Genomic DNA, 20,375 nt, shown 5'->3' with positions numbered 1-20,375 from the left:
GGAGCGGCGCATCAGTGGGCACGTCCACAATAGACCCGGCGGTCGCATCCGTCCCGGAACGCGCAGGGCAGGATGGATGCTGTCGTCACAGGCACATTCGAGCCCGCATCAGCACGGAAGAAGCAGAAGGAGTCGTTCATGGCACAGGTCAGCGCAAGTAGTTCGATCCAGTTGGCGGCAGCTCCCGAGGCGGTGCTCACCGCCCTGGCCGACTACGAGACCGTGCGTCCGCGCATCCTCACCGAGCACTACCGCGACTACCGCGTGATCTCCGGCGGCCGCGGTGACGGCACCGTCGTGCACTGGATCCTCCAGGCCACGGAGAAGCGTCAGCGCGACGTGCAGGCCACCGTGTCGGTGAAGGGCAGTACCGTCACGGAGACGGACGCGAACTCGACGCTCGTGACGACCTACAGCGTCGTGCCGAACGGGACGGGTTCGACGGTCGTCGTGCTCACTCAGTGGAAGGGTGCCGGAGGCGTCAAGGGCTTCTTCGAGAAGACGTTCGCGCCGCTCGGCCTGAAGAAGATCCAGCAGCAGGTGCTCGAGAACCTGAAGAAGGAAGTCGACTGAGCCCGGTTCCGTCGACCTCGGCGTCTGTGCCGACCCCGATGCGCGGCGACTAGGCTGGCATCACAAACGTGCAGAAAGGACGTGCCGTGCAACCCGGTGGTGGAATGCCCGACATGCAGCAACTCCTCGCTCAGGCCCAGCAGATGCAGCAGCAGCTCGCCGCTGCGCAGAACGAGATGGCGCAGGCGGAGGTCACCGGCCAGGCCGGCGGTGGCCTCGTGACGGCGACGGTGAAGGGCACGGGCGAGGTCGTGTCCGTGAAGATCGATCCGAAGGTCGTCGACCCCGAGGACGTCGAGACCCTGCAGGATCTCGTGGTCGGTGCGATCGCCGACGCCTCGGCGAAGGCCCAGGAGATCGCGGCCGAGAAACTCGGTCCGCTCGCGGGTGGGCTCGGCGGCGGAATCCCCGGCCTGCCCGGTTTCTAGAGGTCGGCGTTGTACGAAGGACCGGTACAGGACCTCATCGACGAGCTGGGCAAGCTTCCGGGCGTCGGTCCGAAGAGTGCCCAGCGCATCGCGTTCCACCTGCTCTCGGTCGAGCCGCCCGAGATCGACCGCCTGCAGGCGGCGCTGCAGCGGATCCGCGACGGCGTGCAGTTCTGCGAGGTCTGCGGAACGGTCTCCGACCAGCAGCGTTGCCGGATCTGCTCCGATCCTCGCCGCGACCGTACGGTGATCTGCGTGGTCGAGGAACCGAAGGACGTGCAGGCGATCGAACGCACCCGTGAGTTCCGGGGGCGCTATCACGTCCTCGGCGGTGCGCTCGACCCGCTCAACGGCGTCGGTCCCGACCAGCTGCACATCCGCGAACTGCTCACCCGGATCGGCAACCAGGAGGACGGCGTCGACGTCTCCGAGGTGATCATCGCGACCGACCCCAACACGGAGGGCGAGGCGACGGCCACCTATCTGGTGCGCATGCTGCGCGACTTCCCGGGGCTGAGCGTCACCCGCCTCGCGTCGGGTCTGCCGATGGGTGGCGACCTCGAGTTCGCCGACGAACTGACGCTCGGACGAGCGTTGTCGGGGAGGCGGGCGATGTGACCGTGCGCAGCACGGAGGCATCGCATCGGGGTGGGCCCGAGAAGCGTCGCCGGACTTCCGACGAGACCAGGAAGTTGATCATCGACGCTGCCGGGAAGGCGTTCGCGACGCGCCCCTACCGCGACATCACGCTCAAGGACATCGCGGAGGAAGCGGGTGTCAGCGCACCGCTGATCATCAAGTACTTCGGCTCGAAGGAGCAGTTGTACGAGGAGCTCGTCGACTTCCAGTACGGCGCTCAGGTGCTGTTCGACGGGCCGCTCGAGAGCCTGGGGGAGCGGATGGTCGCGATGTTCGCCCGCCCGCTCGAGCCCTACAAGCCGTTGTCGATGAACATCCTGTTCATGAGCGGGGGCAGCGAGGAGAGCAACCGCATGCTCCGCGACAACTACTCCGCGCAGATGGTCGACGCTCTCGCCGCGAGGCTTCCGGGGCCGGATGCCCGTCTCCGGGCCGAGCTGGCGATGTCGGCGTTGATGGGGTTGGCGATCATGCGTCGTCGCATGATGCAGGAGCGCGCGACCGGCACGGTCGAGGAAGTCGTGGCCATGTACGCGCCGCTGGTCCAGCGGTTGCTCGACGGAGACGGTTCTTAGCGGCACGAATGACCTTGGTCACTACTCTTGAGGGTAAATAGCCGTTCACCTAATGTGGTGAACGGCTATTTACCTGTTTGGCGAGGAGGGGGTGTCGATGTCGATCTCGCTCCCCCTGCGCCTGCACGTGGCGGGTAGGTCCGTCTCAGCGCCGACGCGCTCGGCGTCCGGAACGACGAAGGCGAGCGGACCGGCGGAGAAGAAGGCGCGCAATCTGCGGCATCTCGTCTTCCCTGTTCTCGCGGTCGGTGCCGTCTTCCAGGCCATCATGCAGACCGTCATGGTCCCGCTCCTGCCGAGCATGCCGGGCTTCACCGGCGCCGGAACCACCGCCGTGTCGTGGCTCGTGACGAGCACCCTGCTGGTCGGTGCGGTGATGACGCCCATCTTCGGCCGTCTCGCCGACATGATCGGCAAGAAGCGGATGCTGCTCATCGCGTTCTCGCTCATGACCGTCGGCTCGCTGATCTGCGCGCTGACCTCCGACATCGGGCTGCTCATCCTCGCCCGTGGCCTGCAGGGCGCCGGCGCGGCGGTGCTGCCGATCGGCATGGCGATCCTCCGCGAGGTCCTGCCCCGTGAGCACGTGGAGCGCTCGATCGCGATGCTCAGCTCCACCCTCGGCATCGGCACCGCGGTCGGCATCCCGTTCGCGGCCGCCATCGTCCAGTTCGCCGACTGGCACCTGCTCTTCTGGATCACCGCCGCCATCGGCGCCGGTGTCGCCCTCGCGGCGTGGATCGTCATCCCGGAATCCGACACCCGCACCGGCGGTCGCTTCGACGCCGTGGGCGCCGCCGGGTTGTCCGCCGCGCTGGTGTGCCTGCTCGTGCCCATCACCCAGGGCAGCACGTGGGGATGGACGAGCCCGGCGGTGCTGCTCTCGTTCGCCGCGTCGGTGCTGCTGTTCGTGCTCTGGGGCGTGCAGCAGTTGCGCAACCGCAACCCGCTCGTCGACCTGCGTGTCTCGGCCCGCCGGTCCGTCCTCGCGCCGCACCTGTCGGCACTGCTCGTCGGGTTCGCCTTCTACGGCAACACCCTCATCACCACGCAGCTGCTGCAGGCGCCGTCGGCGCACGGAGCCGGATACGACCTGACCATCCTCCAGGCCGCGGCCTGTCAGCTCGCCGCCAGCTTCGCGATGATGATCTTCGCGATCGTGGCCTCCCGGATCACCGAGCGCTTCGGACCCAAGATCACGATCATGACCGGAGCGGTCTTCCTGCTCGCCGGTTACAGCGTCCACGCGGTGCCCGGCAAGCCGCTGTGGCTCGTGGTCGCCGCCATCTTCGTCGCGGCCATCGGCACGTCGCTCGTGTACTGCACGCTGCCGGTGCTCCTGCTCGGCGCGGTGCCGCTGTCGCAGAACGCCGCGGCGAACGGCGTCAACGTCCTGCTCCGCACTGTGGGCAGCACCGTCTGCAGCGCGGTCGTCGCCTCGGTGCTCGCGGCCCACACCCTCGGCGGCGGGCTCGGCATCGGCACGGCGGGCTTCGTGATCGCCTATCTCGTGTGCGCCGGCTGCGCCGTCGTCGTCTTCGTCTCGGGGTTCGCGCTCCCGTCGAAGCAGGCCCTGCGGCCCGTCGAGAACTGAGCCCGGCCCGCTCCTGCCCGAACAGTTACGGCCCCGCACCCGGTGTGAAACCGGAATGCGGGGCCGCCCTCCTGTCCCCCAGGTCTATCGGTGCGTCAGTGTTCGACGCCCAGATCGTTCGGACGGTAACCGAGGGGGTAACCCGGATACGTCCTGTTGGTGGCATTGCCCGCCGACAGCGACACGCGTCGCTTCGGCAGTCGCCGCACGAACGCCGACCGAGCCCGCAGCGCGCCCTCGACGATCTCCGTCAGCTGCGGTGAGCTCTTCGGAAAACCGAACGCCGACGCCATGCGGTCGTCGATCAGCGCGAAGACGACCTTCTCGATGCCCTTGTTCAGCACCTTCGGGTACCACGACTGGAACAGGCGCAGCGTGTAGGTGCCGATGGCGTGGTTGTCGTCGCTGTAGGTGAACTTCTCACGCTCGTATTCGAGCTTGAACCGGTGGAACTCCTGGAACGACTCCGGGATGTCCTTGATGCCCATCCGGATGCCAACCTGGCGGTAGAAGTAGAACGACGCCAGCCGCTCCTTCGGGTGCAGACGACGCCACCCGTAACGGTCGATCCAGTCGAGCGGGTCGTACACGAAGGTCGACAGGACGTACAGCATGTCGTCGTTGTCGATCGAGTACTTGCCGTGCATCCGGTTGATGTTGCGCAGCGATTCGCGTCCCCGCTCGGCGTCGTAGCCGTGCTCGACCAGCTCGGCCATCAGCAGCGCCGTGTCGTCGTACCGCTTCTGCGGCCGCTTCTCGAACTCGCCGGTGCGAGCGAGCAGTTCCGAGATGCTGGGCACGCAGTACGTGCGGAAGAGGGCGAACTCGAGCGACCGCTGATAGTCCCACGGGAACTCGTAGCCGGCGGTGATCCGCACGATGTCCTGGTGCTGCGTGACCGGGTCGAGCTCCTCGATCACCTTGACCCAGCCCATCCGCCCACGCTTCGGGTGCGGATCCCTGTTCGGGGGCGGGAACGTGCCGGCCTTCTCGATACGTGCCTCGGGCTTTGCGACGACGGCGGCCTTCCGGCTGCGAGTGCGCGGGGGAGTGGTCGTCATCGGCTCACCTTCCGTGCATGAACTCGAGCATCGCCTGCGAGATCTTCAGGTCGCGCTCCGGACGCTCGAGGCTCATGAGCTTGAGCGGCGAGCTGAACTTCGCCACCGTGACGGACTTGGGACGGCTGAACTCGCGCAGGCCGTCGGCGCCGTGGATGCGGCCGAAGCCGGACTCTCCGATGCCGCCGAAGGGCAGCGAGGCGATGGCGGCGAAGCCGAGCACCGAGTTGACCGACACCATGCCGTTGCGTAGGCGCTCGGCGAGCTGACGGCCCTTCTTCTTGTTGCGCGTGAAGATCGACGCGCCGAGACCGTAGTTGGTGCCGTTCGCGCGCTCGACTGCCTCGTCGAGGTCGCGGACCTTGTTGACGACGACCGTCGGGCCGAAGGTCTCCTCGCACACCGCGGCCGAGGTCTCGGGCACGTCGGTGAGGATGACGGGTTCGACGATGCGCTCCTGCACCGACTCGAGTCCGCCCAGGACGGCCTTGCCGCCGGACTTCAGGGCGTCCTCGATGTGGTTGCGCACGATGTCGACCTGGCGCGGAAGCGTCATCGGGCCGTAGGTCGAGTTCTCGTCGCCGCCCGGCTTCGCACGCCGGACGGTGGCGGTGAGCTTGTCGAGGAACTCACGGTAGACGGGCTCCTCGACGTAGATGCGCTCGACGCCCGCGCAGGTCTGACCGGCGTTGCCGAACGCACCGAAGGCGGCGAACTCGACGGCCTCGTCGATGTTCGCGTCGGCAGCGACGATCATCGCGTCCTTGCCGCCGCACTCGGCGACGAGCGGGGTGAGCGACTCGGCGCACACCGCCATGACCTTGCGGGCGGTGGGGCCGGAGCCGGTGAAGGCGACCTTGTCGACACCCGAACGTACGAGCGCCGAACCCGTCTCACCGAGACCGGTGATCACCTGGAAGACCGGCTGGGTGGGGGCGATCGAGTTCCACTTGTCCTCGAGCCACTTCGCGACACCGGGGGTGAGCTCGCTCGGCTTGAACACGACGGCGTTGCCGGCGGCCAGCGAGTAGGCGATCGAACCCATCGGGGTGTAGACCGGGTAGTTCCAGGGGCCGATCACGCCGATGACGCCGAGCGGCTTGTACTCGAGGGTCGCGGCCTGGTTGAAGCTCGCGACGCCCGAGGGCACCTTGCGAGGCTTGAGCACCTTCTTGGCGTTCTTGGCCGCCCAGTCGAGGTGCTCGACCGCCAGCATGACTTCGAGGAAGGCGTCGCCGAAGGGCTTGCCGGTCTCCTTCGCCACCACCGATGCGAGCGAGGTCGCGTCGGACGCGACGGCCTTCTTGAACTCGAGGAGCCAGTCGCGGCGGCCGCGGAAGCCCTGGGCCTCCCACCAGCGGGCGGCGACGCGGGCACGCTCGACGGCCGCGCCCACGGCGGCCTCGTCGGCGATCGGATACTCGGCGATCACCTCGCCGTTCCGGGGGTCGAGGCTGGCGAAGGTGTCGGTGTTCGCTGCCGTGGATGCCTTGTCCGCGCTGCTCTTCGCGTTTTTCGGACTGGTGAGGTTCTGGGTCATGTTCGACACTTCCTGGTGGACCACATCACATATATTTGATGTGATAGCTGTAGTGGACATCACATTAGGCGTTCGCGGGCCAATTGGACAACCCCCGTGCGCAGTTGTCCGGATTCCTACAGGAGACACGATGGCGGCACCGACACGCAGCCCCGGGACAGCGGCGGATCACGCTGCGGCATCCCGACGTTCGGAGGGGGCCGTGCGGCGCCGTCCGCAGCTGTCCGACGAGGTGGCCGGCCACCTCCGCGGCTCGATCATGTCCGGCGCACTGCGTCCGGGCGACTTCATCCGGCTCGACGAGACGGCGGTCGAACTCGGCGTCAGCGTCACCCCCGTCCGGGAGGCGCTGCTGACGCTGCGCGGGGAGGGGATGGTCGAATCCGCCCCGAATCGCGGGTACCGGGTCTCGCCCCTCACGCGCGGCGACATCGACGACATCTTCTGGCTGCAGGGACAGATCGCCGTCGAGCTCGCGCTCCGTGCGGTCGACCGTGCCACGCCGGCCGATCTCGAGCGTCTGGCCGAACTCAACGAGAGGCTGCGCATGCTCGTCGTCGTCCCGGAGGGGGTGACACCCGACATCGAGCGGATCGCCGACGCCGAGTTCGACTTCCATCGCGAGCTCAACCGCATCGCCGACAGCCCCAAGCTCGCGTGGTTCCTCAACACCGCCGCGCGCACGATTCCGTACCGCCTCTACGCGCGGGACGCCGAGTGGGGCACGCTCGCCATCCGGTCGCACACGAAGCTGATCGAGGCGATCGCCGCGCAGGACCACAGCGAGGTGATCACGCAGACGCTCGTGCAGTTCGAGGACGCGGCCGCGCGCCTGGTCGCCCACCGCGAGCGGGCGGGGGTCGATTCGCCCTCCGGATAGGCACTTGCCTATCTGAGTACGGGTGTGCACAATTTGTATGACAGTGCTGCACCCGTACTTTCACCATCAGGAGACCTCCGATGACGACCCACGCCGAAGAGCGCGCCCCCGCCGTCACCACCGACGAACCGGTGGCGACCCCCGCTCCGCTTCCGGCGAGCTCGGTCGAACTGGCCGACTTCGTCGGAGAGTCGATGCTCCTGCTCGGCGCCGGCGCCACGGTCCTCCTGCAGCTGGCATCGCGCGGTGTCGGGCACGGCGTCGCCGACCACAGCACCACCCTGCAGCGGCCGCTCGACCGGCTGCGCACCACGATGACCTACGTCTACGCCGTCACGCTCGGTACTCCCGAGGAGAAGAAGCGGGTCGTCCGGATGGTCAACAAGGCGCACGTCCCGGTGCGCTCGGAGACCTACAACGCCTTCGACCCCGAACTCCAGTTGTGGGTTGCCGCAACGCTGTACCGCAACGGCGTCGACATGTACCGGCGGATGTTCGGTCCTCTCACCGACGCCGACATCGAACGCATCTACCGTCAGTCCGCGGTCTACGGCACGGCCCTGCAGGTCAAGGACGACATGTGGCCGAAGACGCGGGAGGAGTTCGACAGGTACTGGGACGAGATGATCGCGACCTTCGAGGTCGACCGGAAGGTGCGTTCGTTCACCCGCGACCTCCTCACCGGCGGCGACGCCCCGCTTCCTGTTCGGGCTCTCATGCCGCTGCAGCGCTTCATGACGATCGGTCTTCTCCCGCAACGCATGCGCGACGAGTTCGCGCTGCCGTGGAGTCCGCGCGACCAGCGGCGCTTCGACCTGTTCTGGAAGGTGGTCCCGCCGATCTACCGCGCGGTGCCCAGACCCATCCGCCAACTGTCGGCCACCTACTACCTCAACGACATGCGCCGCCGGATGAAGGCGCACGGGCACGTCATCTGAGTTCTCTCCGGAGAACGACACAGTGGCCGGACGCACGTCCGGCCACTGTGTCGTTTCCCGTCGGACGATTACACAGCGCTGTCGCGTTCGAGACCGAACCAGTAGTGCTCACCGTCGTCGAACACCAGCGAGCCCTTACCGTTCATCACCCCGACGACGGTGTCGTCGTCGACCTTCTTGAAATGGTCGAAGACCGGCATGCCGTCGTAGACCATCGTCGCCGTCACCTCGCCGCGGAAGACGATCTCCCACAGGCTCGCCTCGCCGCGTCCGGTCTTCGTGTCGGAGAACAACTCGCCGTCCTCGTCGTAACACACGAGCGGCTGGACCTCGGACACCGACGCGAACGTCTTTCCGTACCACCGCGACGTGCCGAGCAGCGTATGGGTGCGGTGCCCGGTGTCGAAACTGAAGCCCTTCCACCGGTATCCGACGAGATCGTCGATGCGTGCCGGAGCGAGATGCTCCCAGAGGGCATCGAGTTCGCGAGGATCGATCCGGTCGGTGCGGGCGCGCAGTTCCTCGAGTCGCTGGACGACGTTCATGTGTTCCCCTGGATGTCGAAGGTGAGTACGGCTTTGACGACCTCGCCGGAGGTGACAGCGGCGAGAGCGTCGTCGAATTTCGTGAAATCGAAGGTCTGAACGAGTTCGTCGACGGGGAAGCGCCCGTCGCGCCAGAGTGCGGCCAGTTCGGGAAGGAACCGGTGCGGATCGACGTCGCCCTCGATGACTCCGGTCAGGGTGCGACCGGACAACAGATGGGTCTGGTCGATCGAGACGGGATTGCGGCCGGCGCGCAGTCCGAGGGTGGCGCAGACGCCGGGACTGGTCAGGGACGACAGTGCCTGCCGGATCACGGATTCCGAACCCACGGACTCCACCGCGTAGTCGGCGCCACCGCCGGTGAGACGGCGCAGATGGCGTCCGAGGTCGTCGTGATCGGTGGGGGAGAGCAGCTCGGTGGCCCCGAGCGATCGCGCGAGCCCGTGCCGTCGCGGGTTGGGGTCGACCCCGATGATGTTCGCGCACCCGGCGATACGTGCCGCCATCACCGCGGCCATGCCGACGGCGCCGAGACCGAAGACGACGATCGTCGACCCCCGTTCCGGCCGCAGCACCTCGAGCACGGTTCCGGCGCCGGTCGCCAGACCGCACCCGAGCGGACCCGCCGACACCACCGGGACATCCGCCGGCAGACGCACCGCGTTGCGTTCGGTGGCCACGACGAGCGAGGAGAACGACGACTGTCCGAACCAGTTGCCGTGCACCGGTGCTCCGTCGGCGTCGCGGAGCACCGCGGTGCCGTCGCCGCGCACACCGCCGTAGTTGAGCGGGGCGAACCGCGTGCAGTAGGCGTGCCGTCCCCGGGCACAGTTGCGGCACGTGCGGCACGAGTCGAATCCGAGGACCACCCGGTCGCCGACCGCGAGATCGGTGACTGCCGAACCCACTTCGGTGACGACCCCGGCACCCTCGTGGCCCAGCACGACGGGCGTCGGGACGGGGACGCCTCCCGCGGCGGCGGTGAGATCGGTGTGGCAGATCCCGACCCCGTGAACCTGGACGAGCACTTCGTCGTCGCGCAGTTCGGGCACGGTCACCGTCTCGAGCCGCAGCGGTGCGCCGTACTCGCGGAGTACCGCGGCGGTCGCGGTGCGGGTCATCCCGCCGCCTCCGGCGAAGCGGTGCCGCCGAGCAGCACCGAGAGCATCAGCTGCTGTACCCGGCGTTGCCGGGAGGGGGTGGGCAGGAAGTGCACGAGGTTGCCGGTGTCGAGCACGAGGTTGAGCGCGGCGTGCACGAGGAAACGGCACTCGACGGCGGGCAGTTCGGGGCGTAGCTCGCCGACCAGCCGGGCCCATTCCTCGATGTTGAGGCGCTGGATGTTCCGCAGGTCGCTGCGGTGGTGCGCGGGCAGATTGCCGACCTCGGCGAAGTACACCGACATCAGTTCGCTGTTCTCGAACGACATCCGGACGTACACCTCGGTGAGGACGTCGAGGGCCTGCGCGGAGGTCGTCGAGTCGGCGAGCGCCTCGCCGATGATCATCGCGACGCGATCACCGGCCCGGTGGAAGGCGGCCGCGAGCAGATCGGCCTTGCTCGCGAAGTGCCGGTAGACGCCGGACGCGTTGATACCGGCTGCCGCACCGATCTCCTCGATGCTCACCTCGTGATAGCCCCGCGCATCGAAGAGCAGCACTGCCTCCTGCAGGAGGACCTCGCGCTTGTTCGCCACGGACAATCCGCGCGGTTCGGGGGCCGGCGTGGGCTCGTCGACATCGGGCACCAGGTCGGTCGCGGCGACCGCCGTGCACGCGTCGAGCAGCAGCTGCTGCAGGCGCCGGTTGGACAGTGGGACACGGTGGGTGGTGATGGAGCCGATCACGCTGAGCATCGCGCTGCTGAGCAGGATGTAGTCGTCGTCGGTGAGATCGGGCCGCAGGCGCGCGACCGTGCGGGCGAGATGGCGGTTGAGCGCTCTCATCTTCGAGCGGATCTCGCTGTGGTCCTCGCCGGTGAGATAGCGACGTTCCCAGCGGTACAGCCCGCCCGTCCGGCGGTTGTCGATCGTGGTGCGGATGAGCGCGAGGAGCTTGCGTTCGAGTTCCTCGGCGGCGTCGAGTTCGGCGCCGTTCGCTCCGCTCTGTTCGTCGAACTCCGCGAGGGCGGCGCCGAGGGCGTCGGCGAGGGTGACGACGGCGTGGTGGAACAGGGCGTACTTGTTCGGGAAGTGCCGGTACAGGGCGGGGCCGGAGATGCCGACGGCAGTGGCGATCTCGTCGATGCTCACGCCGTGGTAGCCGCGTTCGCTGAACGCCTCGGCCGCGACCGTGGCGATCTGTGCCTTGCGGTTCTTCGGCCGGCGCCGCACGGTGGGGGTCGGGGTGTCGGTCTTCGCGGCTGTGCGTGCCCCGACCTGCGCTTGTTCGGGCACCCTGCCTCCTCGTCGTGGATCCTGTTTCCGGCCGCGATGTCGCGGCGAATGTTCGTCGGCCTCAAAGGTAACAGTCACACCCCCTGCAGAGAAACACTACTTTCGGGTAAGAATCGCCAAAACTGCAGGACAGAACGTATTGACAAACCAGCACCCAGGACGCAAAGTTAACCCCAATTCTTCAGGTGCGTCACCGCTGGGCGCATACGGAACCGTCACGACAGCGGCACTTTTCGAAGGACCGAGGAGGACTCGTGAGAACCCGATTCACCGAGATTTTCGGGGTGGAGCATCCCATCGTCCAGGGCGGCATGATGTGGGTCGGCCGCGCCGAACTCGTGGCCGCCGTGGCGGAGGCGGGAGCGCTCGGCTTCATCACCGCACTGACCCAGCCCACCCCGGAGGATCTCGTTCGCGAGATCGAACGGACGCGCGAACTCACCGACAAGCCGTTCGGCGTCAACCTCACGATCCTGCCGTCGATCAATCCGCCGCCGTACGCCGAGTACCGCCAGGCGATCATCGACTCGGGCGTGAAGATCGTCGAGACCGCCGGCTTCAACCCGGCCGATCACCTGCCGCACTTCAAGGACGCCGGCATCAAGGTGATCCACAAGTGCACGAGCGTGCGGCACGCGGTCAAGGCCGAGCGCATCGGCGTGGACGCCGTGAGCATCGACGGCTTCGAGTGCGCCGGCCACCCGGGTGAGGACGACGTCCCGGGCCTGATCCTCATCCCCGCCGCGACGAGCAAGCTCGGCATCCCCGTCATCGCCTCGGGCGGCATCGCCGATTCCCGCGGGCTCGTGGCGGCGCTCGCGCTCGGCGCGGACGGGGTCAACATGGGCACCCGCTTCATGTGCACGGTCGAATCGCCCGTGGCCCACGAGGTCAAGGAGCAGATCGTCCGCAACACCGAACTCGACACCAAGCTCATCTTCCGCACTTTGCGCAACACCGCTCGTGTCGCCACCAACGCGGTGAGCGAAGAGGTCGTCGAGATCGAATCGCGCGGAGCCGAATTCGGCGACATCGCCCACCTGGTCGCCGGTGCGCGCGGCCGCAAGGTGTTCGAGGACGGAGATCTCGACGCCGGTATCTGGACGGCCGGGCAGAGCCAGGGGCTCATCCACGACATCCCCACCGTCGGCGAACTGGTCGACCGCATGGTCACCGAGGCGAAGGCCGTCATCACGGGCCGCCTGAACGACATCGCCGGTGCCGACCGGACGGTGCGCGCATGACCTCGACCACCACCGAGAGCCTGCGGTCCGAACTCGCCGACGGCATCCTGCGACTGACCATCACGCGTCCGCGCCGGATGAACGCGATCGACCTGACCACGATGAAGACGCTGAGCGACGCGGTGAAGGCGGCCGGCGACGACGAACGCGTCCGTACGATCGTCGTCACCGGTGAGGGATCGGCGTTCTGCACGGGTGCGGACCTGGCTGCGGGAGCAGCGGATCCGCAGGACCCCGGTGTCGTCATGGACACCGCCAACGAACTGGTCCGGACGATCGCGTCCGTCCCGGTCCCCGTCATCGCGGCGGTCAACGGACCCGCCGCGGGCGTCGGTGTCTCGATCGCCCTCGCGGCCGATCTCACCTACGCGGCCGAGAGCGCGTACTTCCTGCTCGCCTTCGTCAACATCGGACTGATGCCCGACGGCGGCGCGAGCCTGCTGGTTCCCGCCGCGATCGGGCGGGCCCGGGCCGCCGAGATGGCACTGCTCGGCGAGCGGGTGTCCGCGCAGGACGCCGACCGGTTCGGACTGGTGGCCCGCACCCTGCCCGACGCCGAACTCGCCGCACATGTCGACGCCGTCGCCTCGCGGACCGCATCCGGCCCGCGACGTGCCCTGGAACTGACGAAGCGAGCCCTCAACGCCTCGACGCTCGGCGAACTCGACGCGGCGCTCGCGCGGGAAAAGGACGGCCAGGTCGAACTCCTCGGTTCCGCCGACTTCGCAGAGGGGGCCATGGCGATGCTGGAGAAGCGCCCCGCCCGCTTCGCCTGACCGGACGATCCTTCCCGAGCACGGTTCTCGGGGGATCGACTAGGAACTTCCCGGGCGGGAGCAGGGACCGGCGTGCTCGTCGGAACACCCGCTCCCGTCCGGTGAACCCAGCGCTCGACCAGTATTTTCTGCGGTATCCACCCGTTCTCGCTCGGCGACGACGCCTGGAGCGAGTCGGGCCGCATTCGCGGAATCTCCGTTAACAAAAGCTCTAGCCCAAACCGTTCCGGGCCTGTAATGTGCCTCACACATCGACGGCTCGGCACAGGCCGTGCCCGCACTCCCGCCCCGTCACGAGAGGATCATCGATGGTTCCCCCCTCTGTCGTTTCCGAAGCGGTCGGTTCCGACGCGACCCGCTTCCGTAGCAACAACTGGAACAATCAGGTGGCGCGCCACGCCCTGATGATTCCCGATCGCACGGCCTTCCGATTCCGCGGCGAGACCATCACCTGGTCGCAGCTGAACACGCGTGTCGAGAAGCTCGCCGATGCACTCTCGCGTCGCGGCGTCGGCTTCGGCGACCGCATCATCATCCTCATGCTCAACCGTCCGGAGTACGTCGAGATCGTGCTCGCGGCCAACGCCCTCGGTGCCATCGCCGTGCCGGTGAACTTCCGCCTCACCGCACCCGAGGTCGCCTTCCTCGTGGGTGATTCCGGCGCGAAGGCGATCGTCGCGGAGGGACCGCTCGTCCCGCTCGCCGCCGCCGCGCGTGGCCAGGCCGAGGGCATCGAACTGTCCATCACGGTCGGAGCCGAGCCGGAAGGCGACTCGCTCTCCTACGAGGCGCTCGTCGCCGAAGAGGGCGAACCCCACCCGCCGGTGGCGATCCCGAACGACACGCCCGCGCTCATCATGTACACCTCGGGCACCACGGGCCGGCCGAAGGGCGCCGTGCTCACCCACTCCAATCTCGAAGCGCAGTCGCTCACCTGCATCCGGGCCTTCCGTCTGTTCGACGAGTCGGGCATCGGTTTCTGCGCGTCGCCGATGTTCCACATCGCGGCCCTCGGCTCGATCGCCCCGAGCCTGATGCTCGGCACCCCCACCGTCATCCACCCGGTCGGCGCCTTCGACCCGGAGGAACTGCTCGACGTGCTCGAGGCCGAGAACGTCACCAGTCTGTTCCTCGTGCCGGTGCAGTGGCAGGCGATGTGCGCCGCGCAGCGGGCCGAGCCGCGGAAACTGAAGCTGCGCAACATCTCCTGGGGTGCGGCACCCAGCTCCGACACGATCCTGCGGGCCATGGCGGAGACCTTCCCCGACGCCTTCAACGTGGCGGTCTTCGGGCAGACCGAGATGTCGCCCATCACCTGCGTGCTCGACGGCGACGACGCCATCCGCAAGCTCGGTTCCGTGGGCCGGGTCATCCCCACCATCCAGGCGCGCGTGGTCGACGACGAGATGAACGACGTCGCCCCCGGTGAGGTCGGCGAGATCGTCTACCGCGGCCCCACCATGATGCGCGAGTACTGGAACAACCCCACCGCCACCAGCGAGGCGTTCTACGGCGGATGGTTCCACTCCGGCGACCTCGTGCGCGTCGACGAGGAGGGCTTCGTCTACGTCGTCGACCGCAAGAAGGACATGATCATCTCGGGTGGCGAGAACATCTACTGCGCCGAGGTGGAGAACGTCCTGTACGGGCACCCCAAGGTGCTCGAGGCCGCGGTCATCGGCCGCCCCGACGCGAAGTGGGGCGAGGTGCCCGTCGCCGTCGTCGCGCTCGAGCCCGGCAACGACGATCTCACCCTCGACGAACTCCAGCCGTACCTGAACGAGCACCTCGCGCGGTACAAGCACCCCAAGGAGGTCGTGATCGTCGACGCCCTGCCGCGCAACGCGAGCGGCAAGGTCGTCAAGGGCGAGCTCCGCGGCGGTCTCCCCGCCGTCACCCAGGGCTGATCCCGGCGCACTCCTCGTACGAACGAACGGGGACCGGACCACTACGGTCCGTGTCCTCGTTCGTCGTCGTTCGGCGCCGGATCGGTGAGGTCGCGTCGGGGGAGCCGTTGAACTACTGGAAGAAATTGTTGGAAGGACTGGGCGGATGACACCGACCGATGCCCCCACCGGTAACGACACCGAATCCGCAGCGGAATCGCGCGATGCTGTTGCGGCCACCCGTTCCGGCGTGGGCCGGTGGGTCACCGCCGCGGTCGTCGTGGTGTTGCTTGCGGCCGCCGGTTTCTTCGGATTCCGTTGGTGGCAGGCCGAACAGGACGCGGCGCTGCGCGACGACGCGATCGCGCAGGCCCGCGAGTACGCAGTGGCGCTCGGCACCTACGACTACCGCTCGTTCGACGACAACCTCACCGCCGTGACCTCCAATGCCACCGAGGAATTCGCCTCCCGCTACGAGGAGGTGGCCGGAGATCTGAGAGAGCTCGTGGCGAACGGGGAGGGCACGTCGGCGGCGCGTGCCGAGCACGCCGGTCTCGAGAGCTTCGACGGCGATGTCGCCACGGTGCTGGTCTTCCTCGATCAGGACGTGAAGAACGTCGTCGTGCCGGAGGGACGTACCGACGCGACCCGCTTCGTCATCACATTGAAGCGGGTCGGCGACCGGTGGTTGCTCGACGGAGCCGACGCACGGTAGCGCGGGCCGGCTCCCGCCGTAGCGGAGCGTCGAATACCACCGACTTCGTCAGGCCTCGGTGAGCGTCTTCGATGCGGTGTCGTCCGGACTCGTCTCGGCCGTGCGCGGGACGGTGAAGGCCGCAGCGACGCAGGCGATCGCGACGACGAAGCACGCCACGGTGTACCACAGGCTGCCGATCGGGTCGCCCGCTTCGGTGACCCCGTCGACGGCGGAGAACCAGTCGGGCAGAGCGCCGATCCACAGCACGGCCATCACAGCAAGATAGGCGACGGCGTACCAGCGGACGAGGTCGTTCGAATAGGGCCGATCGGTGGGTGTGCTCCGCAGTCGAGACCACTGGCGCGAGAGCACGTAGATCGCCACGATCGACAGGATCACGAGTTCGGCAGCATAGATCGTCGCCCGAACCGTCGTGCTGCCCATGCCGATCACGGTCGCCGGCGCCGGGAGGATCACCACACCCACGGACGCGAGAAGACCGACGGTGATCGTGCGCCAGGTCAGTTCGAGCCCGCCGAAGGTGCGCCCGGCGTCGATGTGCCGGCCGACGAAGAACTGCGCGCAGAATGCGAGCGACATCGGCCACAGAGCAGCGAAGACCACGACGCTGGGCAGCGGAACGGAGTCGAAGAAGGGCTGATTGATCGGATTGTCGAGCGACCACTCCCACCACCGCAGCTGCGGTCCGAGGTGATCGAAGATCTCGTAGAAGGCGTGGTGGACGAAGCCCACGCAGACCGCGCCGACGACGGTGCCGTACTGCCGGAACACCCCGAGCATCCGCACGATCTCGAACGCGATCGTCGCCATCATCGGGTAGATCGCGATGATGTACAGCGGCAGGCGTCCCCACATGAACTCGACGGTGAACACGTTGTGCGCGAACATCGTGTCGAGGTAGTCCTCCACGCCGAAGGCGTCGGGGAAGTACAGCAACGGTTCGATGATGAACAGGAACGCGAGCGTACCGAGCCAGACGACGAGGTTCGTGGCGTCACCGGTGCGCCGCAGCCGGACGATCGCGTACACGAGCATCAGCACCGCCCCGAGCACGATGGTCGCCTCGAGGACGGGCAGCGTCCAGTTCTCCAGCGCGAACGGGCTGCGCAGTTCGAAGATCCCACCGGCTTCGTCGCACGAGAATCCGAGGCGGGTCGAGAGGTCCTCGAAGGTGGGCGAACACAGGTCGGACATCAGTTGTTCCTTCCGCCCACGGTTTCGGCCGTGTACCAGTGCGAGACGTCGTAACCTTCGTCGAATCGACGGAACCACACGTCGGCGAGCGCCGGCAGCTTCTCGTGGTCGGGATTGTGCTTGGGCATCTGGCTGCGAACGATGCCCACCAACGCGACGAGCTGTTCGCCGAGCGGCAGGACGTCGAAGGCACGCGGCATCGGGCCGTGGTCCTCGTACTGCAGGAACGGCAACCGGCGCCGCAGGTTCTGCTTACGGCGGTACGACGCGAACATCGACATCGCGTCGATCTTCCGTTCCTCCAGCGGCACATGTTTGTTGAAGCCCTCGCACGCGATGGCGATGACGTCGAGAACGTGCTTGAACACCGAGGCGGCCTGCCGCATGCGGTACAGATCGCTGCCGACCACCGCGTCGAAGATGATGAGCGCCGAACTGCGGTGTTCGACCTCCTCGACGAAATGCCAGATGAACAACGAGGCGACCCGGTCGTCGCCGGGGCGGAAGAGCGATGCGTCGTTGTCGAGCATGAGCTTGAAGACCGGAGTGAAGGTCGCCTCGAGGTCGGCGGTGTACGCGAGGCGGTATTCGGCGGAGGTCTCGGCGGTGAGCTTGTCGAAGGCGCCGATGACGTCGTCGAGCGTCTCCTGCAGCCCCGGATAGCTCTTGATCAGACCCTTCACGTGCTGCCGGTGGGCGGTGGAGTGCTGCCCCTCCTGGTACATGAAGGCGTTGGCCTCTTCGAGGACCTCGGGATCGGTGATGCGCGGGGTGATCTCGCGGATCATGTTCACGATCATCTTCTCGAAGCCGATCGCGAGGAACGAGACGGCGTTGGCCATGCTCGAGAAGGCCGGATTCTCCTCGTTCCACAGGAACGGCACGTCGTAATCCGCGAATGCGAAGCGCATCTTGCGGACCTGCAGGTTCGTCATGGGGCGGTACCTCGTCTCGTCGACACCGGACTGGTTGTGGACCTGGTTGGGACACGGTCGGGGAGGACCTCGGAAGAGCCGGGAGGCCCCCGATCGGCGTGACCATACACGAAATGCGTCATGTGTATGATAGGTGTCCCATTCGCTCGCGGGAGCCTGTTTCGGACCACATCCACCGAGGCCGGCCGTGTTACCGTCGGGCCTTCTCCAGGCGACGGTTCGAGGTAGCGCGAAGTGGCACGTAGACGTGGGTGGGGTGGGAGTCCTCCCGCCAGCGACGAAGAGGCGTCGCAACGGATCGTTGCGGCTGCCGTCGACCTGATCGACCGGACCGGCGCCGAGATCAGCATCGCCGACGTGGCCCAGTCACTCGGGGTTATCCGCCAGACGGTCTACCGCTACTTCCCGAGCGCCGACGCCCTCATGCGCGCGGCCGCCATCGCGTCGGTCGAAGGGTTCCTGGAGCGCCTGACCCGGCAGGTGGCGGGGCTCGACGACCCGGTCGAGTCCATGACCGAAGCCGTGGTCTACACACTCGCGGAGGTGCGTCGCACCCCGCATCTCGGCATCCTGCTGTCGAGCACCTACTCGAACCCGCACCCCGAGGAGATCGCCTCGGAAGAGGCGTGGATGTTCGGCATGGCGATGATCAAGCGATTCGACGTGGACTGGGAGAAGCACGGCTACGACGACGACTCTCTCGCCGAGCTGGTCGAATACGTGCTGCGCACGATGCAGTCGTTCTTCGTGTCACCGGGAACGCCGCCACGCTCCGACGACGATCTGCGCCGCTACCTGCGGCGATGGATGGGGACGGCGATCCTTGCCCAACGGGAGTGGGATTCCGGCAACCCCGCGGAGGGCGATCACTCTCCCGTAGAGTCCGGTTCGTGACGAGCGACGAGCAGCAGATCAGGCGTGCCGATCGCACGCGCGACGGCGACCCGCAGAACGTTCCCCGCCCGCTGGAGGGCGAAGCCGACCGCACGGTGGTGGAGACGACCTGGGGCGAGGTGCAGCCGATGCAGGTGGCGGCGGGCGTGGCGACCGTCGGTGAACTCGAGGTGATCGAACTGCTCGACCGGGGTGCTGCGCTCGTGGACACGCGGGTGCCGGATTCCCGGAGCGGGGTGAGCCTCCCCGGTGCCGTGAACATCCCGCACGACGACATCGTCGAGAGGAAGGGCGAGCTCGATACCGCCCGGACGACGATCGTCTTCTGCAACGGTCCCCAGTGCCCTCAGTCGCCCGATGCGATCCGGAAGCTGATCGATGCCGGATATCCCGCGTCCGCACTCGCCTACTACCGCGGGGGCCTGCACGACTGGGCAACTCTGGGATTCCCGCTCGCCTCGGTCTGACCCGGGTCGTGGAAAAGGACTTGCGTTCGCACTGTGACGTAGCTAACATCGAAGGTGCGAATCGAGCTTATGAGACGTCCGCGGACGACAGAGAGAAGCTCGTGAAGCAGAGATCCGGCCCGGAGAACGCGTAAAGCGAATCACCGGGCCGAACCCCTGTTCAGGGGAGGATTCGCGGTCACTTGTCCGGTCGGTGCCGATCGCCGCGACCGCAGCGGGGGCTTTCGAAGGGGGACTCGGGTGGGGGAGCGCATCACGACCGTCGAGAGGGACGGACTCCGGTTCGACATCCGCGACGACGGGCCGATCGACGGCGACCCCATCGTTCTTCTGCACGGCTTCCCGCAGGACTCCCGATCCTGGGAGGCGGTCGCGCCCTACCTGCACGCTGCGGGATACCGCACCTTCGCCCCGGATCAGCGCGGCTACTCGCCCGGTGCCCGACCTCGGCGTCGTCGGGACTACCGCCTGCGGCACCTCGTGGACGACGCCGTTGCGCTCATCGACGTGGTGCCAGGCAAGAACGTGCACGTCGTCGGGCACGACTGGGGAGCGGTCGTCGCGTGGGGTCTGGCCACCCGACGTGCCGAACTGGTCCGGACCGTGACAGCGGTGTCCGTCCCGCATCCCGCTGCCTTCCTGCGTGCCTTCGGCACGAGCCTGCAGCTGCTGCGTTCGTGGTACATGCTCGCTTTCCAGGTCCCGTGGATCCCGGAGATTCTGCTGAGCAACGAGGCCGTCGGTCGCTCGGTGTTGCGGCGGACGGGGCAACCCGCCGAGGCAGCCGAGCGGGACTCCGCGCGCATTGCCGATCCCGACGCCGTCCGCGGCGGCGTGAACTGGTATCGAGCCGTGCCCTTCGTGGATCCGAGAGCGACCCTCGAACCCGTTCGCGTGCCCACGCTCATGGTGTGGAGCGACGGCGACGTCGCCATCGCGCCCGCGGGGGTCGACGCGACCGCCCGCTACGTCAGTGGTCCGTACCGACGGGAAACGCTCGTCGGTACGAGCCACTGGATCCCGGACGAGGAGCCGGAGAAGCTCGCGCGGCTGGTCCTCGAACACATCGCCGCGCACGGCTGATCGCCCGGGC

21 protein-coding genes are annotated in these 20,375 nt (G+C 67.5%); 14 read left to right on the top strand and 7 right to left on the bottom strand.

Annotated elements, in window-relative coordinates:
• The first annotated feature begins 138 nt into the window (after positions 1 to 138).
• From ACPCXD_RS19270 to ACPCXD_RS19250, 5 genes are all read left to right on the top strand, one after another.
• Entirely contained in the window at positions 139 to 573 is a 435-nt protein-coding gene (locus ACPCXD_RS19270) for an SRPBCC family protein (RefSeq protein WP_026061346.1), read from the top strand.
• Between the two features lie 104 nt (positions 574 to 677).
• Positions 678 to 1,001: a YbaB/EbfC family nucleoid-associated protein gene (locus tag ACPCXD_RS19265; RefSeq protein ID WP_016693176.1), complete on the top strand. Its 324-nt coding sequence runs from the start codon at positions 678 to 680 to the stop codon at positions 999 to 1,001.
• Between the two features lie 9 nt (positions 1,002 to 1,010).
• Positions 1,011 to 1,619 (top strand): recombination mediator RecR, encoded by a 609-nt coding sequence (gene recR / locus ACPCXD_RS19260; RefSeq protein WP_016693177.1) that lies wholly within the window; start codon positions 1,011 to 1,013, stop codon positions 1,617 to 1,619.
• Positions 1,616 to 2,215, top strand: coding sequence for a TetR/AcrR family transcriptional regulator (locus ACPCXD_RS19255; protein ID WP_423660816.1), 600 nt, complete (start codon positions 1,616 to 1,618; stop codon positions 2,213 to 2,215). The genes recR and ACPCXD_RS19255 overlap by 4 nt, the downstream gene beginning before the upstream one ends.
• Positions 2,216 to 2,312: 97 nt before the next feature.
• Positions 2,313 to 3,809 (top strand): MFS transporter, encoded by a 1,497-nt coding sequence (locus ACPCXD_RS19250; protein ID WP_423660814.1) that lies wholly within the window; start codon positions 2,313 to 2,315, stop codon positions 3,807 to 3,809.
• A 95-nt stretch (positions 3,810 to 3,904) separates the two neighbouring features.
• Here ACPCXD_RS19250 and ACPCXD_RS19245 read toward each other — a convergent pair whose 3' ends face one another.
• Both ACPCXD_RS19245 and ACPCXD_RS19240 read right to left on the bottom strand, forming a co-directional pair.
• Positions 3,905 to 4,870 (bottom strand): oxygenase MpaB family protein, encoded by a 966-nt coding sequence (locus tag ACPCXD_RS19245; protein WP_016693180.1) that lies wholly within the window; start codon positions 4,868 to 4,870, stop codon positions 3,905 to 3,907.
• A 4-nt stretch (positions 4,871 to 4,874) separates the two neighbouring features.
• Positions 4,875 to 6,410, bottom strand: a complete 1,536-nt coding sequence (locus ACPCXD_RS19240) for an aldehyde dehydrogenase family protein (RefSeq protein WP_423660811.1) — start codon at positions 6,408 to 6,410, stop codon at positions 4,875 to 4,877.
• A 130-nt stretch (positions 6,411 to 6,540) separates the two neighbouring features.
• Here ACPCXD_RS19240 and ACPCXD_RS19235 point away from each other — a divergent pair, with 130 nt between their 5' ends.
• Positions 6,541 to 7,290, top strand: a complete 750-nt coding sequence (locus ACPCXD_RS19235; RefSeq protein WP_202400023.1) for a GntR family transcriptional regulator — start codon at positions 6,541 to 6,543, stop codon at positions 7,288 to 7,290.
• Between the two features lie 80 nt (positions 7,291 to 7,370).
• Positions 7,371 to 8,228 (top strand): oxygenase MpaB family protein, encoded by an 858-nt coding sequence (locus ACPCXD_RS19230; RefSeq protein ID WP_423660810.1) that lies wholly within the window; start codon positions 7,371 to 7,373, stop codon positions 8,226 to 8,228.
• Between the two features lie 68 nt (positions 8,229 to 8,296).
• On the opposite strand, the gene ACPCXD_RS19225 is transcribed toward ACPCXD_RS19230, so the two are convergent.
• The 3 genes from ACPCXD_RS19225 to ACPCXD_RS19215 are packed head-to-tail and all read right to left on the bottom strand — an operon-like array spanning position 8,297 to position 11,168.
• A complete protein-coding gene (locus ACPCXD_RS19225; RefSeq protein WP_423660808.1) occupies positions 8,297 to 8,773 on the bottom strand; it encodes a DUF4334 domain-containing protein in 477 nt (158 codons plus the stop codon).
• A complete protein-coding gene (locus ACPCXD_RS19220; RefSeq protein ID WP_423660805.1) occupies positions 8,770 to 9,894 on the bottom strand; it encodes an NAD(P)-dependent alcohol dehydrogenase in 1,125 nt (374 codons plus the stop codon). Before ACPCXD_RS19220 ends, ACPCXD_RS19225 begins: the two co-directional genes overlap by 4 nt.
• On the bottom strand, positions 9,891 to 11,168 hold the full coding sequence (locus ACPCXD_RS19215) for a TetR/AcrR family transcriptional regulator (protein ID WP_423660804.1): 1,278 nt from the start codon (positions 11,166 to 11,168) through the stop codon (positions 9,891 to 9,893). Before ACPCXD_RS19215 ends, ACPCXD_RS19220 begins: the two co-directional genes overlap by 4 nt.
• A gap of 254 nt (positions 11,169 to 11,422) precedes the next feature.
• Here ACPCXD_RS19215 and ACPCXD_RS19210 point away from each other — a divergent pair, with 254 nt between their 5' ends.
• The 4 genes from ACPCXD_RS19210 to ACPCXD_RS19195 all read left to right on the top strand — a co-directional run bounded on the left by ACPCXD_RS19210 (position 11,423) and on the right by ACPCXD_RS19195 (position 15,789).
• Positions 11,423 to 12,412: an NAD(P)H-dependent flavin oxidoreductase gene (locus ACPCXD_RS19210; RefSeq protein WP_229566864.1), complete on the top strand. Its 990-nt coding sequence runs from the start codon at positions 11,423 to 11,425 to the stop codon at positions 12,410 to 12,412.
• A complete protein-coding gene (locus ACPCXD_RS19205) occupies positions 12,409 to 13,188 on the top strand; it encodes an enoyl-CoA hydratase (RefSeq protein ID WP_016693188.1) in 780 nt (259 codons plus the stop codon). Before ACPCXD_RS19210 ends, ACPCXD_RS19205 begins: the two co-directional genes overlap by 4 nt.
• Positions 13,189 to 13,496: 308 nt before the next feature.
• Positions 13,497 to 15,095 (top strand): fatty-acid--CoA ligase FadD5, encoded by a 1,599-nt coding sequence (fadD5, locus tag ACPCXD_RS19200; protein ID WP_016693189.1) that lies wholly within the window; start codon positions 13,497 to 13,499, stop codon positions 15,093 to 15,095.
• 145 nt (positions 15,096 to 15,240) lie between these two features.
• Positions 15,241 to 15,789 carry an Rv1363c family protein gene (locus ACPCXD_RS19195; protein ID WP_085469843.1) on the top strand — a complete coding sequence of 183 codons (549 nt, stop codon included), beginning with the start codon at positions 15,241 to 15,243 and terminating at the stop codon, positions 15,787 to 15,789.
• 48 nt (positions 15,790 to 15,837) lie between these two features.
• Here ACPCXD_RS19195 and ACPCXD_RS19190 read toward each other — a convergent pair whose 3' ends face one another.
• Together ACPCXD_RS19190 and ACPCXD_RS19185 are read right to left on the bottom strand one after the other, a co-directional pair.
• A complete protein-coding gene (locus tag ACPCXD_RS19190; RefSeq protein WP_088898818.1) occupies positions 15,838 to 16,986 on the bottom strand; it encodes a hypothetical protein in 1,149 nt (382 codons plus the stop codon).
• A complete protein-coding gene (locus ACPCXD_RS19185) occupies positions 16,986 to 17,921 on the bottom strand; it encodes a metal-dependent hydrolase (protein ID WP_423660800.1) in 936 nt (311 codons plus the stop codon). The genes ACPCXD_RS19190 and ACPCXD_RS19185 overlap by 1 nt, the downstream gene beginning before the upstream one ends.
• 234 nt (positions 17,922 to 18,155) lie before the next feature.
• Between ACPCXD_RS19185 and ACPCXD_RS19180 the strand changes: the two genes are divergently transcribed.
• From ACPCXD_RS19180 to ACPCXD_RS19170, 3 genes are all read left to right on the top strand, one after another.
• Positions 18,156 to 18,815, top strand: a complete 660-nt coding sequence (locus ACPCXD_RS19180) for a TetR/AcrR family transcriptional regulator (RefSeq protein WP_088898816.1) — start codon at positions 18,156 to 18,158, stop codon at positions 18,813 to 18,815.
• Entirely contained in the window at positions 18,812 to 19,282 is a 471-nt protein-coding gene (locus ACPCXD_RS19175; RefSeq protein WP_016693195.1) for a rhodanese-like domain-containing protein, read from the top strand. Before ACPCXD_RS19180 ends, ACPCXD_RS19175 begins: the two co-directional genes overlap by 4 nt.
• A gap of 240 nt (positions 19,283 to 19,522) precedes the next feature.
• A complete protein-coding gene (locus tag ACPCXD_RS19170; RefSeq protein ID WP_423660798.1) occupies positions 19,523 to 20,365 on the top strand; it encodes an alpha/beta fold hydrolase in 843 nt (280 codons plus the stop codon).
• The last annotated feature ends 10 nt before the right edge of the window (positions 20,366 to 20,375 follow it).

Source organism: Rhodococcus sp. AB351 (genome assembly GCF_049538275.1).
Classification (GTDB): domain Bacteria; phylum Actinomycetota; class Actinomycetes; order Mycobacteriales; family Mycobacteriaceae; genus Rhodococcus.
The sequence above is the reverse complement of the archived record's forward strand: the minus strand, read 5'-3'. Positions and strand labels throughout refer to the sequence as shown.